The sequence below is a fragment of the Arthrobacter gyeryongensis genome, from assembly GCF_039543785.1.
In the GTDB taxonomy this organism is placed as follows: Bacteria; Actinomycetota; Actinomycetes; order Actinomycetales; family Micrococcaceae; genus Arthrobacter; species Arthrobacter gyeryongensis.
Map to the genome: position 1 here is coordinate 25,802 of NZ_BAABKK010000030.1, position 14,190 is coordinate 39,991.

At 64.4% G+C, this 14,190-nt stretch carries 10 protein-coding genes and 1 tRNA gene; 5 read left to right on the forward strand and 6 right to left on the reverse strand.

What is annotated here, in order from left to right; genetic code table 11:
• Nucleotides 1-45: 45 nt before the first annotated feature.
• Complete coding sequence (locus ABEA18_RS19150; protein WP_345451798.1) at nucleotides 46-1,206, reverse strand: acyl-CoA dehydrogenase family protein; 1,161 nt, start codon at nucleotides 1,204-1,206, stop codon at nucleotides 46-48.
• 9 nt (nucleotides 1,207-1,215) lie between these two features.
• Nucleotides 1,216-2,520 (reverse strand): M20/M25/M40 family metallo-hydrolase, encoded by a 1,305-nt coding sequence (locus tag ABEA18_RS19155; RefSeq protein WP_345451800.1) that lies wholly within the window; start codon nucleotides 2,518-2,520, stop codon nucleotides 1,216-1,218.
• 277 nt (nucleotides 2,521-2,797) lie between these two features.
• Between ABEA18_RS19155 and ABEA18_RS19160 the strand changes: the two genes are divergently transcribed.
• Nucleotides 2,798-2,880, forward strand: a tRNA-Leu gene (locus ABEA18_RS19160).
• Nucleotides 2,881-3,128: 248 nt separating this feature from the next.
• On the opposite strand, the gene ABEA18_RS19165 is transcribed toward ABEA18_RS19160, so the two are convergent.
• From ABEA18_RS19165 to ABEA18_RS19175, 3 genes are read right to left on the reverse strand one after another with little or no spacing between them, the layout of a single operon-like run.
• On the reverse strand, nucleotides 3,129-4,040 hold the full coding sequence (locus tag ABEA18_RS19165; protein ID WP_345451802.1) for a MaoC family dehydratase: 912 nt from the start codon (nucleotides 4,038-4,040) through the stop codon (nucleotides 3,129-3,131).
• Nucleotides 4,037-5,389 (reverse strand): 3-oxoacyl-ACP reductase, encoded by a 1,353-nt coding sequence (locus ABEA18_RS19170; RefSeq protein ID WP_345451804.1) that lies wholly within the window; start codon nucleotides 5,387-5,389, stop codon nucleotides 4,037-4,039. The genes ABEA18_RS19165 and ABEA18_RS19170 overlap by 4 nt, the downstream gene beginning before the upstream one ends.
• Before the next feature lie 5 nt (nucleotides 5,390-5,394).
• Nucleotides 5,395-6,765, reverse strand: a complete 1,371-nt coding sequence (locus ABEA18_RS19175) for an acetyl-CoA C-acetyltransferase (protein ID WP_345451806.1) — start codon at nucleotides 6,763-6,765, stop codon at nucleotides 5,395-5,397.
• A gap of 68 nt (nucleotides 6,766-6,833) precedes the next feature.
• Here ABEA18_RS19175 and ABEA18_RS19180 point away from each other — a divergent pair, with 68 nt between their 5' ends.
• Together ABEA18_RS19180 and ABEA18_RS19185 are read left to right on the forward strand one after the other, a co-directional pair.
• A complete protein-coding gene (locus ABEA18_RS19180) occupies nucleotides 6,834-7,556 on the forward strand; it encodes a TetR family transcriptional regulator (RefSeq protein WP_345452208.1) in 723 nt (240 codons plus the stop codon).
• 34 nt (nucleotides 7,557-7,590) lie between these two features.
• Nucleotides 7,591-9,699, forward strand: a complete 2,109-nt coding sequence (locus tag ABEA18_RS19185; protein WP_345451808.1) for an acyl-CoA dehydrogenase family protein — start codon at nucleotides 7,591-7,593, stop codon at nucleotides 9,697-9,699.
• Nucleotides 9,700-9,935: 236 nt separating this feature from the next.
• Here the strand turns inward: ABEA18_RS19185 and glgA are convergent, their stop codons facing one another.
• The gene (glgA, locus tag ABEA18_RS19190; protein ID WP_345451810.1) at nucleotides 9,936-11,135 is read right to left on the reverse strand and encodes a glycogen synthase; all 1,200 of its coding nucleotides are present in this window, start codon (nucleotides 11,133-11,135) and stop codon (nucleotides 9,936-9,938) included.
• 104 nt (nucleotides 11,136-11,239) lie between these two features.
• On the opposite strand from glgA, the gene glgC reads away from it, so the two are divergent.
• Nucleotides 11,240-12,622: a glucose-1-phosphate adenylyltransferase gene (gene glgC, locus ABEA18_RS19195; protein WP_345451812.1), complete on the forward strand. Its 1,383-nt coding sequence runs from the start codon at nucleotides 11,240-11,242 to the stop codon at nucleotides 12,620-12,622.
• A gap of 108 nt (nucleotides 12,623-12,730) precedes the next feature.
• On the forward strand, nucleotides 12,731-14,182 hold the full coding sequence (locus tag ABEA18_RS19200) for an SDR family oxidoreductase (RefSeq protein ID WP_236811062.1): 1,452 nt from the start codon (nucleotides 12,731-12,733) through the stop codon (nucleotides 14,180-14,182).
• The last annotated feature ends 8 nt before the right edge of the window (nucleotides 14,183-14,190 follow it).

The following is a 14,190-nucleotide window of genomic DNA, read 5'->3' on the forward strand; positions in this document are numbered from 1 at the left end:
CAGCACGGCCGTTTTTCGGGTTCCCCGCTCCAGCTTCCGAGCGTTTCAGCTTTCGAGCGGACCAAGCCACGCGTTGGCTACAGTGGTGTGCGCTGATTCGTCATTGGACGGATGGAAGATCCCGGCCAGCACATCGCGGTACAGCCGTTCGAGTTCCGAGCCCCGGAAGTAGCTTGAGCCTCCGGAAACCCGGATAGCCACATCCACCATGGTCCGGGCATTCTCCGTGGCGCGCACCTTGAGCCCCACGAACTTGGGGAACCATTGCGCCCCGTGATCAACCAGCGCATCCACGTCACGGGCAACTGACGCCAACTGCGGCTGGATGGAATCCATTGACATGGCGGCGTCGGCGATCTTCCAGCGGATGTCCGGGTCCTGCGAGAAGCTCCGGCCGCCGTACTTGGCCGAGGTCCGGCGCTTGACGGCCTCAACCGCCAGGGTGAATGCCCGCTCCCCGATACCCGTATAGACCGCGGCAAGCAGTGTTTCGAAGCACGCGAAGATCGCGAAGATCAACGGATCCTGGTTTGGGCCCACCGGCAGCTTCCGGAAGATCCGTTCCGGCGGCACCATGGCACCCTGCAGGAGCGTGGTGTTCGATTGGCTGGCCCGCATGCCCAGGGTGTCCCAGTCACTCAGCGTCTCGTGCCCTGGGGCGTCCCGGTTGATGAAGCCGAACACCAGCTCCCCGTTCCCTTCCCGTGCGCCGCTGTCCTTGCCGAAGATGCCGAGGCGCGTCCATGCCGGGGACAGGCTCGTGAAGATCTTCCGCCCGGTGAAGCTGTACCCGCCGTCCAGCTGCGGTTCCGCAGTCGTGCCTGAATCAAAGAGCATGGAGTCATTTCCCGCCTCGGAAATCCCGAAGGCAAAGACCTCGCCCCGTCCTGACTCCTCAAGGACATAGTCAAGGGAGTTGTCGCCGCGGGCCGCAAGGACGTGCGCGACGCCGGTCCAGACAAGGTGCATGTTGACGGCCAACGCCGTGGCCGGGGCAGCCGTGGCCAACCGGCGCTGAAGCGCCGCCGCGGCTTCGAGCCCGAGCCCCAGTCCGCCGTCGGACTCCGGGACGAAGAGCTTCAGGTAGCCCGCCGCGGCGAGCTCCTCAAGATCTTCGTGGAAGAAGGAGTTGTTCTGGTCGTAGCCCGCGGCGCGCCCCCGGATGCGGTGGAGCAGCTCGTCCGTCAGGATCTCCTCAGGGGTCAAGGCTTCTCCCTAGTAGTTGCTCAGCAGGGTGTTGAGCACCCTGGATCCGAACTTGAGCGAATCAGCCGGGACACGCTCGTCAACCCCGTGGAACATCCCGGTGAAATCGAGTTCCTCCGGGAGCATCAGCGGGGCGAACCCGTAGCCTGTGATGCCGATCTTGCTGAGCGACTTGTTGTCGGTGCCGCCGGACAAGGTGTACGGCAACACCTTGGCGCCGGGGTCCTCCGTGTGCAACGCGTCGATCATGGCGTCCACCAGATTGCCGGCAAACGGCACCTCCAGGGACACGTCCTTGTTGACGTAGCTGACCTCCACGCCGTCGCCGGCAAGTTTTTTGACGGTTTCGAAGACCAGTTCCTGCTGGCCCGGGAGCGTGCGGCAGTCCACGAGCGCTTCCGCCGATTCGGGAATGACATTGTGCTTGTAACCGGAACTCAGCAGCGTGGGGTTCGAGGTGTTTTGGAGGGTGGCCCCCACGAAGCGCGCGACGGTGCCGAGTTCCTTCAGGAGGATCTCGGGGTTGTCAGGATCGAACTCGACGCCGGTCAGTTCCGTCACGCCGTCGAGGAATTGCCGCGTGGTGGGGGTCAGCTCGATCGGCCAGCGATATTCGCCGATTCTGGTGACTGCCCCGGCCAGGCGGGTGATCGCGTTGTCCGTGTTGATTTGCGAACCGTGCCCGGCTCGGCCGTGGGCCACGAGGCGCAGCCAGGAAAGGCCCTTTTCCGCGGTCTGGAGCAAGTAGGTCCGCTGGCCTCCGATGGTGGCCGAGAAGCCACCCACTTCGGAGATCGCTTCCGTAGCGCCGTCGAAGAGTTCCCTGCGGTGCTCGACGGCGTAGCGCGCACCGTGGTTGCCTCCGGCTTCCTCGTCGGCGAAGAACGCGAAGATGATGTCCCGCTTGGGTTTGCGTCCCGTGCGGGCGAAGTCGCGCATGACCGAGAGGATCATAGCGTCCATGTCCTTCATGTCCACAGCGCCGCGTCCCCAGATGAGTCCGTCCTTGAGTTCGCCGCTGAAGGGATCCACGGACCACTGGTCCTTGAGCGCCGGAACGACGTCGAGGTGGCCGTGCACCACGAGGGCACCGGCCGAGGGGTCCTCCCCCGCCATCCGGGTGACCACATTGGCCCGGCCCGGAGCCGACTCGAAGATTTCGGCGTCCAATCCCACTTCATTGATAAGCGCCGCCGTGTATTCCGCCGCGACGCGTTCCCCGGGACCGGAATCGTCACCGAAGTTCGAGGTGTCTATGCGGATGAGTTCCTGGCAGATCCGGACTACTTCGTCCTCGGGTCGGATATCAGTCATGGAACTCTCCTTGCTGGCTGGGATGGACGTACTCCGGCGGGAAGGCAGATGGTGCGGACGCTCCCCGCGCGCTTCCCTCAGCCTACCCACCGCATGCCCGTTTGGCCGCGCGCTTTCCCGCGTTTTGGCGCGGATTGGCGAGGCCCAATTGCCGTTGACAGCACCCTCCCCGGCTCCAGTTTTTTTATTTCCCAGAAACCGTGTTAGAGTTTTTCTCGCTGCTTCGGAGGAAAGAGAAGCGCCGAGAGGCGCAGAACGAAGGCTCCGAACACCACCTGCGCGGGTGGCGGAATGGCAGACGCGCTAGCTTGAGGTGCTAGTCCTCGAAAGGGGGTGGGGGTTCAAGTCCCCCTCCGCGCACAATTGCAAGGCCTGGAATTATGATAATTCCAGGCCTTGTTTGTTTAACTTGAATTTGCGTTTTCAGACACTAATGCGGCGTTCATCACATTTATTGAATTGCATTACCGGGAATTCGCCCACGGCAGTAAACCTGGCTCCGGACCTGGCTCTGAATCTGGCTCCGCCAGGCACGGCGACGGCGGCCTCCCACGTGGGTGACCGCCGTCGTCGTAGCTGTATTGAACCTTGAACCCGAAACCGGCACCCTACAGCGCCGTCACGGAGCCGCTGAAGTGCCTCCTGCCGCTTCGCGGGTTCCAGGCCACGTAGTCCGAACGCTCCCACGAGCCTGACGCGGACTGGGCGGTGCCGATTTCCAGGGCCACCCGCGCCGGGAGGAACACCGGTGCCTCGAAATTCACGTCCCATCGGAACCCTTCCGATTTCACCGAGCCAACGTCGGCCAGGGCCCGCGATGCAAGGTACATGCCGTGCGCGATCGACCGCGGCAGGCCGAGCGCTTTGGCCGAGAGGAGGCTCAAGTGGATCGGGTTGAAGTCTCCGGATACGGCGGCGTAAAGGCGTCCGGTATCCACGCCGAGCTGCCAGATGGCTGTTGGTGCGGGTGCCGTGAAGTCAGCCGGAGCGGCGGCCGTAGCGGCCTTGTCGACTCCCGGCAGGAAGACCCCCTTGGCCAAATACGTCGAGACGCCCCGCCAGAGCAAGGCCCCGTCGTTGCTCGACCGGACTTCGGCGACGACGTCCAGCTGGGTTCCCGCCCTGTGGCCGCGCATGTCCGCGGCCCAGGACCGGACGTCGAGCGGCTCACTGAACTGAACTGCCCGCAATTGCTCCACGTGGTTCTTCAAATGGATCATCCCCAGCAGGGGAAGCGGGAAGTCGTCCCGGTTCAGCACGCTCATGGAAACCGGGAACGCGAGGGCATGGATGAAGCCGGCCGGCAGTGCGTCACTCGCTGTCTCGCCGATCAGGTGCTGGTACGCGGTGAGGTTCGCGACGTCGGCCCGCACCCCGCGGACCTCGTGGCTCCCGTGGGGCAGGGTGGTGGCTGCTTGGAACCCCATCACCCTCCGCCGTGCCACCGTCGCCGCCGCATTCACGTACAGCTTCGAAAGGGACGGCAGCTCCCCCAGGATGAGCGGTTGTTCCGTAGTCATGCACCCACCAGGTTCTGTCCGCAGACCCTGAGCACTTCTCCGGTGATTCCAGCGGCGGCATCCGATGCCAGGAACGCAATTGCCTCTGCCACATCCCCGGGCAGGCCGCCCTGCTGCAGCGAGTTCAACCTGCGGGCGACTTCCCGGGTGGCGAAAGGGATCCGGGCGGTCATGTCGGTTTCGATGAAGCCGGGTGCGACCGCGTTGATGGAGCCGCCGCGTTCCGCCAGCAAGGGCGCCGTGGCCCTGACCATGCCGATCACTCCCCCTTTGGACGCAGCATAGTTGGTCTGCCCGCGATTGCCGGCGATACCGCTCGTGGAGGCCACTGACACGATCCGCGGGGTTTTGTGGAGCTGGTCCGAGCCCAGGAGTGCCTCGTTGATTCTCAACTGCGAGGCGATGTTCACGCCGATGACGGAATTCCAGCGGCCCTCATCCATGTTGGCCAGGAGCTTGTCCCGGGTGATGCCGGCATTGTGGATGACGATATCGAGGCCGCCATGGCGTTCCACCGCGTGGTCGATGATCCGCCTCCCGGCATCCTCGGCCGTGATGTCCAATTGCAGGGCAGTGCCATGGACCTCGTTGGCGACGGCGGCGAGGTGGTCCCCCGCAGCGGGAATATCCACCACTACGAGCCGGGCGCCGTCCCGATGCAGGGTCCGTGCGATCGCCGCTCCGATGCCGCGGGCGGCTCCCGTCACGACGGCGACCTTGCCGGCCAAGGGCTTGTCGGCGTCGGCGGGAAGCCGGCCGGTGTCTGAAGTGACAGTCAGGAACTGACCATCCACGAACGCGGACCGTCCGGACAAGAAGAAGCGCAGCGCGCCGAGCGTGCTGGGGCTCGTGGTGCCGGCACCGTCCCCGAGGAGAATACCGTTGGCTGTGGCACCCGCCCGGAGTTCCTTGGCGAGGGAACGCAGCAGGCCGTCGACGCCTTGACGGACCGCGGCAACAGCCGGGCTGGCGGCAGACGCGGACGTCCGGGAGATCGTGACGACCCTTGCGCCGGCGGCCAGATCACGGAGCGACGGAGCCGCAGTGAGAACCGGTCCGGCAAGCTCTTCCGGATGCTCGACGGCGTCAAGCACCAGGATGATCGCCCCCAGCTTTTCCTTGGGCAAGGCCGAACGCCGAACGTCGAGGCCCCAGCCCACCAGGGCGGCAGCCAATTCGTCGGCGCCCGCAGTTTTCCCGTTGCCGCTCCCGAGCACAAGGACCGGACCTGGAACCAGCGGTTCTCCCGCTTTGTACCTCCGGAGCACGGCAGGTTGGGGCAGGCCGAGCCTTTTGGCCAGGTCCTTGCCGATCCCGTGGCTGACGAACTGTACGTATTTGTCCGTCATACCGCCTACCGCCCTTCCGGAGCGGAGTAGGCCTCAAGGATCGCGACGACGCCCTGCCCTCCGGCTGCGCAAACGGAGATGAGTCCACGGGCGGGCCGGCCGTCCACCGGGCCGTTCTCGTGGAGCATCTTCGCCAGCGAGGCGACGATCCGTCCGCCGGTGGCAGCAAAGGGATGTCCGGCGGCGAGGGACGAGCCGTTGACGTTGAGCTTGGCTCGGTCGATCTTGCCGAAGGCACCATCCAATCCCAGCCGGGTACGACCGAATTCCTCGTCTTCCCACGCGGCGAGCGTGCTCAGGACAGTGCCCGCGAAGGCTTCGTGGATTTCGAAGAAGTCGATGTCTTCGAAGGACAGGCCGTTGCGGGCCAGGAGCCGCGGCACCGCAAAGGCAGGGGCCATGAGGAGTCCGTCCTTCCCGTGGACGAAATCGACGGCGGCCGCCTCGCCGTCGACGACGACGGCCAGCTTGGGCAGTCCCCGGGCGTCCGCCCATTCCTCAGTGCCGAGGAGCACCGTGGCGGCGCCGTCCGTGAGCGGCGTGGAGTTGCCGGCCGTCATCGTGGCTTCAGCCCCAAGGCTCTTTCCGAAGACAGGCTTGAGGGTGGCCAACTTCTCCATGGATGTATCGGGCCGGAGGTTCGAATCACGGCTCAGCCCGCGGTACGGAGTCACGAGGTCATCGAAGAAGCCACGTTCGTAGGCCGCGGCCAGGTTGTGGTGGCTATTGAACGCGATCTCGTCCTGCGCTTCACGGCTGATCTTCCATTGGGCCGTGGTCAGCGCCTGATGTTCTCCCATAGAGAGGCCCGTCCGCGGTTCCCCCGTGTTCGGAGCATCCGGGGCGAGGTCCTTCGGACGCAGCCGTGCGAGGACCTTGAGCCGATCGGGCAGGGACTTGGCGCGATTGAGGTCCAGCAGGATTTCGCGGAGGCCCTCGCTCACGGCAATAGGGGCATCCGAGGCTGAGTCGACCCCACCGGCGATGGCCGAGTCGATCTGGCCCAGCTTGATCTTGTTGGCGAGGCCCAGGACGGTCTCAAGGCCGGTGGCGCACGCCTGCTGGAGATCGTAGGCAGGCGTCTCCGCGGAAAGGGCCGAGCCTAGCACTGCTTCGCGTGTCAAGTTGAAGTCGCGGGAATGCTTCAGGACGGCTCCTGCGGCGACCTCACCGATTCGCTCCTCTTGAAGGCCGAAGCGTGCGATCAGCCCGTCGAGTGCCGCCGTCAGCATGTCCTGATTTGACGATTTGGTGTAGGCGCCGCCGGTCCGGGCAAACGGGATCCTGTTCCCGCCAACCACCACGGCTTTGCGGAGTGTGCCCTGGGTTGCCGGGGATTCGTGTGGTGCGCTCGCGGAATGTGCTGCTTCAGGCATGCGTTTCTCCTTATGATCACATCGAGTTACTGATACCCAGCGTACCTGATACGCTGAGTATCGTGAACATCCCCAGCCCCGGACTTCCTGCCGAACACGACGCCGGGACCCCGCCGCCCGCGGACGGCGAGGCTCCCGCCGTCGACGGCCGTGCCGCCCGCTGGCAGGTCCACCGCGAAGAGCGCCGGCGCGATCTCATCAAGGCCGCCCGCAAGGCTGTCCATTCGCTGGGCAGCGAAGCCTCCATGGAGGACATCGCGACGGCCGCCAGTACCTCCAAATCGGTGTACTACCGCTATTTCGGGGACAAAGCCGGCCTGCAGCAGGCAATGGGCGAAGTAGTGCTGGGACAAATGCAACGGCGAATGAAGGAAGCGGCAGAAAGCGCTCAGACTCCACGCGAAGGCCTGTTCGCCATGGTCTCCGCGTACCTGCAGATGGCGGAGTCCAGCCCCGCCGTCTACGCGTTCATCACGCGACTCTCGCAAGGCGAACCCTCTGCGCAAGACGCCATCGCCGCCTCGGGAGCCCTTGGCCACTTCTTCGAGTCGATCAGTGACATGATCGCCCGGCCCATGCGGGAACACCTGGGGGCGGAAAAGGAAGCATTGATCGACTACTGGCCCACCGCGGCGATCGGACTGGTCCGCAACGCCGGCGAGAGGTGGCTCGGTAGTCCCGCCTCCGCAGCAAAGCCCGACCAGGAAACCATGGCGGCCCAAATCACGGATTGGCTGTGCGTGGGAATCGCCCCGGAACTCAAGATCAACTCCCCTGAATATCAGCAATGACTCCACGTTGTTCGGAACCAAAGAAGGAATCACCATGACTGAAGTAGTGGACCGCACCTCCTCCAGCAACCGGGCGGCCGCGGGAACGGCTGCAACCACGCAGCCTGTTGCGCCCGCCCCTACGGTGGATGTAGCGGCTCTTGGCGAATTGCTGCTCGGCAAGTGGGCCCACATCCGGCACACGGCACGTGACCTCGCGGGCCGCCCCGAGGTACACAAGATCGAAGGCTTGACGCATACCGAGCACCGCAAGCGCGTATTCGGGCAGCTCAAGTACCTCGTGGACAACAACGCCGTGCACCGGGCTTTCCCCGCCAGCCTCGGCGGTTCAGACGACCACGGCGGCAACATCGCCGGCTTCGAGGAGCTCGTCACTGCCGACCCATCACTGCAGATCAAGGCCGGGGTCCAGTGGGGCCTCTTCGGTTCAGCGGTGATGCACCTCGGCACTGACGAGCACCAGAGCAAATGGCTGCCCGGGATCATGAGCCTGGAGATCCCCGGTTGCTTCGCCATGACGGAAACCGGACACGGCTCCGATGTTGCGAGCATTGCCACCACGGCCACGTACGACGAGTCCACCCAGGAGTTCGTCATCAACACTCCGTTCCGTGCCGCGTGGAAGGACTACATCGGCAACGCAGCCGAGGACGGCCTCGCCGCCGTCGTGTTCGCCCAACTGGTGACCCGCAACGTGAACCACGGCGTTCACGCGTTCTATGTCGAGCTAAGGGACCCGGACACCAAAGAGTTCTTGCCCGGAATCGGCGGCGAGGACGACGGCATCAAGGGCGGGCTCAACGGCATCGACAACGGGCGCCTGCATTTCACCGATGTCCGTGTCCCCCGCACCAACCTGCTCAACCGCTACGGCAACGTCTCCGCCGAAGGCGAGTACACCTCGCCCGTCGCGAGCCCGGGTCGGCGATTCTTCACGATGCTCGGCACCTTGGTCCAGGGCCGCGTCTCCCTCGACGGCGCCGCAGTCGCCGCGAGCAAGGTGGCCCTAACGACCGCCATCCGGTACGCCGCCGAACGGCGCCAGTTCAACGCCTCATCCCCCACCGACGAGGAAGTCCTGCTGGACTACCAACGGCACCAGCGCCGCCTGTTCACCCGGCTTGCCACCACCTTTGCGGCGAGCTTCGCACACGAGCAGCTCCTCGAGAAGTTCGACGACGTCTTTTCCGGCCGGCACGACACCGACGCCGACCGCCAGGACCTCGAGACCCTCGCGGCGGCCCTCAAGCCCATGAGTACCTGGCACGCCCTCGACACTCTGCAAGAGTGCCGCGAGGCCTGCGGCGGCGCAGGATTCCTTATCGAGAACCGTTTCGCCTCGCTCCGCGCGGACCTGGACGTCTACGCCACTTTCGAGGGTGACAACACCGTGCTGCTCCAGCTCGTCGCCAAGCGCCTCCTGGCCGACTACGCCAAAGAGTTCCGGAACGTCGACTTCGGCGTGCTTGCCCGCTTCGTGGCCGCCCAGGCCGCGGACGTCGCCATCAACCGCACCGGCCTGCGGCAAGTAGCGCAGTTCGTGGCGGACACGGGATCAGTCCAGAAAGCCGCGCTCGCCCTGCGGGACGAAGAAGGCCAACGCACACTGCTGACGGACCGGGTGCAGTCCATGGTGGCGGAGGTGGGCGCTGCACTCAAGGGTGCCAACAAGCTTCCGCAGCATCAGGGCGCCGCCTTGTTCAACCAGCATCAGGACGATTTGATTGAAGCTGCCCAGGCCCACGCCGAGCTCCTGCAATGGGAAGCGTTCACGGAAGCCCTCGGCAAGGTCGGCGATCCGGGCACCTTGAAGGTGCTGACATGGCTCCGCGACCTGTTTGGCCTCTCGCTCATCGAAAAGCACCTGTCCTGGTACCTCATGAACGGCCGCCTTTCCATGCAGCGCGGACGCACCGTTGGGGCCTATATCAACAGGCTGCTCGTCAAGATCCGTCCCCACGCCCTGGACCTGGTCGATTCCTTCGGCTACGGTCCGGAGCACTTGCGCGCGGCCATCGCTTCGGGGGCCGAAAAGGAACGCCAGGACGAAGCGCGCAGGCACTTCCGGGCGCAGCGGGCAAGCGGCCAGGCCCCCGCCGAGGAGAAGAGCCTCCTCGCCTTGAAAGGGAGGAAATCCAGCTAGCATCGTGCCGTAACAGGCCGGTGAACAGTTGCCGAATCCTTTAACGACGACGGCGCCGCACTCCCGCTGCTGGGGGTGTGGCGCCGTCGTCGTTCTTTCCCAACTCACTCGCAGTTGTTGTCGTTATGAGTCCTCAAAACGACACTTTTGCGGGGGCCCACGCCGCCAAGGTTCCCTGGCCGAGCTTGCGAGGCGAGGGGGGCGGTGGGGACTAGTTGGGATCTAAGCTTGGAGGGTCAGGGGGCGAGGACTGAACGATAGACCTCGAGGGTTGTTTCGGTGATCGATTCCCAGGAAAAGTGCTCCTCGGCCCGGACCCGGCCCGCGGCACCCATGACCTTGGCCCGCGCAGGATCGGACACAACCTCGTTGAGGGCAGCGGCGAAATCTGCGACGAACTTTTCGGGATCCAGCGGGGTTCCGGTACCGTCCGTGACCTGCTCGAGTTCCACTAGCAGTCCCGTTTCGCCGTGCTGGACCACTTCGGGGATGCCGCCAGTGGCACTTGCCACGACGGCCGCGCCACATGCCATGGCTTCGAGGTTGACGATGCCGAGGGGCTCGTAGATCGACGGGCAAGCGAAGGCCGTGGCATGGCTGAGGACCTGGATGAGCTCGTGCCTCGGAAGCATGCGTTCAATGACCAGGACACCTTCGCGCTTGCCCTGCAGGTCCTCGATGAGCCGGGCCGTTTCCGCTGCGAGTTCCGGGGTGTCCGCAGCGCCCAGGCAAAGCACAAGCTGGACATCTTCCGGCAGGCTGGCCGCCGCCTTCAGGAGGTAGGGCACGCCCTTCTGGCGGGTGTTGCGCCCAACGAAGACCACACTGGGCTTGGCGGGATCGATGCCGAGGGCACGAATTGCGTCTTCGCCTTCGTCCGGCTGCCACATGTCGACGTCGATGCCGTTGTGGACTACCCGGACCTTGGCGGGATCCACGTTCGGATAGCTGCGCAGGATGTCCTTCCGCATGCCGTCCGAGACGGCGATGATAGCCGCGGCAGCCTCATAGGCGGTCTTTTCAACCCATGAGGACAACGCGTAGCCACCACCCAGCTGCTCCGCTTTCCACGGCCGCAACGGCTCCAGGCTATGGGCGCTGAGCACATGGGGTATCCCATGCAACAGCGACGCCAGGTGGCCGGCCATGTTGGCGTACCAGGTATGGGAATGGACCAGGTCCGCTCCGGCGATGTCCGGCACGATGCGCAAATCCACCCCGAGGGTCTGGACGGCGGCATTCGCCGCCCCCAGATCATCCGGAGTGGAATACGACGTCACCGTTGCACCGTGGAAGTCCGCATCACGGGGCGCGCCGAAGGCACGCACCTGCAGATCCACGTGCTTCGCCAAGACGCGGCTGAGCTCGGCAACATGCACACCGGCCCCGCCATAGATTTCGGGTGGAAACTCTTTAGTCACAATGTCTACGCGCACGCTACCTAACGTAGTCCTTCCGGAGTATGTGTTCTAGTGTGAAAGGGTCCGGCAACCCGGGCTTTTTTCGGGGGCTACAAAGACGTACAGGGAGAGCAAACACCATGGCGTTGAAGAAAGTATTGTCAATTGTGTTGGCTGGCGGCGAAGGAAACCGCCTTATGCCATTGACGGCAGACAGGGCAAAACCTGCCGTGCCGTTCGCGGGGGGGTATCGATTGATCGATTTCGCTCTCTCGAATCTGGTCAATTCCGGGTACCTCCAGATCGTGGTGTTGACCCAGTACAAATCGCACAGTCTTGACCGCCACATCTCCGAGACCTGGCGGATGTCCACCCAGCTGGGAAGATATGTGGCCTCGGTTCCCGCCCAGCAGCGCGTGGGCAAGAGCTGGTTCCTTGGCAGCGCGAATGCCATCTACCAGTCCCTGAACCTGATTCACGACGCCAACCCCGACATTGTTGTCGTTGTCGGTGCGGACCACGTTTACCGCATGGACTTCCAGCAGATGGTCCAACAGCACGTGGCCAGCGGCGCCAAGGCCACAGTTGCGGCCGTCCGCCAGCCGCTGAACATGGCCAACCAGTTCGGCGTGATCGAGGTCGACAAGAACGATCCGCAGAAGATTTCGGCGTTCGTGGAAAAGCCTGCCGAAACGGAAGGCCTCGCCGCCGATCCTTCGCAGTTCCTTGCCTCCATGGGCAACTACGTCTTCGACGCCGACGCCCTGGTGGAAGCACTTCGCATCGATGCGGAGCGCCTGGACACCAAGCACGACATGGGCGGTGACATCATCCCCTACTTCGTGTCCCAAGGTGAGGCAGGCGTCTACGACTTCACGCTCAACGACATTCCCGGCTCCACCGACCGCGACCGCACGTACTGGCGCGACGTTGGAACCATCGATTCGTTCTATGACGCCCACATGGACCTGATTTCCCCGGTCCCCGTGTTCAACCTGTACAACTCGGAATGGCCCATCTACACGCGGCAGAGCATCTCGCCGCCGGCCAAGTTTGTCCGGGGCGACAACAACACGGTCGGCACCGCTTTGGACTCCATCGTGGCCAGCGGCTCGGTAATCTCCGGTGGAATCGTGGAAGGGTCCGTCCTCTCCAACGATGTTTACGTTGGACCGGCCAGCAGGATCCAGGACTCGGTGCTGATGGACAAGGTGCGCGTCGGTGAAGGCGCAGTGATCAAGCGGGCCATCATCGACAAGAACGTGAAAGTCCCTGCAGGGGCTGCCATTGGCCTGGATGCCGACCTCGACCGCGCCCGCGGCTTCAAGGTCACCGAATCCGGAATCACCGTACTCGCCAAGGGCCAGATGGTACCGGAACCTGACGCTTCCGAGCTCGCCCTGGCGGCCGAGCACCGCCGCTCGGTGCCGGAGGCGATCAAAGCCGCCACCGAAAAGTTCCCCGACATCAGGGACTCCGCCGAGCAGGTCACGAAAATCCAGGCTGCCTCGGTAGAGGTCTGACCCGGAACCCCGGAATTAGGACAGCCCCCGGCCTCCCGGGCGACAGCAGGCCTCCCGCCTCTGCCGCCCGGGAGGCCTTGCTGTGCCCGACCCTGTAAAATTGACCCAATGAGCCCCGCCGATTTGACGCCTGAAGAGATCCAGGCCTGCCTCAAGGTCTTGAACACCATCCACGCCTACGACGAGGAGCACCCGGACTACGTCGCCATCCGTCGTGCCACGGGAAAGATGTTCAAGGCCGTCAAGCGCCATCGCCGGGTCACCAAGCGGGACGAGATCGCGGAAGCCGATCGTGCTGTCATTGCGTTGACCGCCACCGCAGCCCCGGACAGGATCGACGACGAAACCCGCGGGAACAAGCTGGCTACCTCGGCCACGGGCGAAATCGCGGGCCACCTCATCCGGTCCAGGCCCTGCTACATCTGCAAGCAGCACTACACGCAAGTAGACGCGTTCTACCACCAGTTGTGCCCGGAGTGTGCGGCCTTCAGCCACAGTAAGCGCGATGCCCGCACGGACCTCAGCGGACGCCGTGCCCTCCTGACGGGTGGGCGCGCCAAGATCGGCATGTACATTGCCCTCCGCTTGCTCCGCGACGGCGCGCACACCACCATCACCACCCGCTTCCCCAAGGACGCGGCACGACGTTTCGCCGCCATGGAAGACAGCGCGGACTGGTTGCACCGGCTCAGGATTGTGGGCATCGACCTCCGGGATCCGTCACAGGTCATGGCGCTTACGGACTCCCTTAACGAAGCCGGCCCGCTCGACATCATCATCAACAACGCCGCCCAGACAGTCCGGCGTTCGGGGAATGCGTACAAGCCCCTGGTGGATGCCGAGGATGAGCCACTGCCTGAGGCCCTTCAGGCAGCCAATGGCGGTCCGGAGCTCGTCACGTTCGGCCATGCCCACGACAAGCACCCGTTGGCCATCACCCAAAGCGTCACCGATCATCCGGTGCTTGCCGGTGATGCGATTACCTCGCTCGCGTTGTCCACGGGCTCCGCGTCGTTGGCGCGGATCGCGACGGGCACCGCGATCGACGCCGGCGGCCTGGTTCCCGATCTGGCGGCCATCAACAGCTGGACCCAAGTGGTGGACGAAGTCGATCCGCTTGAGATGCTTGAGGTTCAACTCTGCAATGTCACGGCGCCATTCTTGTTGGTGAGCCGGCTCCGCGGGGCGATGAAGCGTTCCACCGCCCGCAGGAAGTACATCGTGAATGTCTCAGCCATGGAGGGGCAGTTCTCCCGCGCCTACAAAGGCCCCGGGCACCCGCATACCAACATGGCAAAGGCCGCGTTGAACATGATGACGCGGACCAGCGCACAAGAAATGCTGGACAGCGACGGGATCCTGATGACCGCCGTCGACACCGGATGGATCACGGACGAACGCCCGCATTACACCAAAGTCCGGCTCATGGAGGAAGGCTTCCACGCACCCCTCGACCTCGTGGACGGGGCGGCGCGTGTTTACGATCCCATCGTCATGGGCGAAAACGGCGAAGACCAGTACGGCGTCTTCCTGAAGGACTACAAGCCCTCCCCCTGGTAATCCAGGCG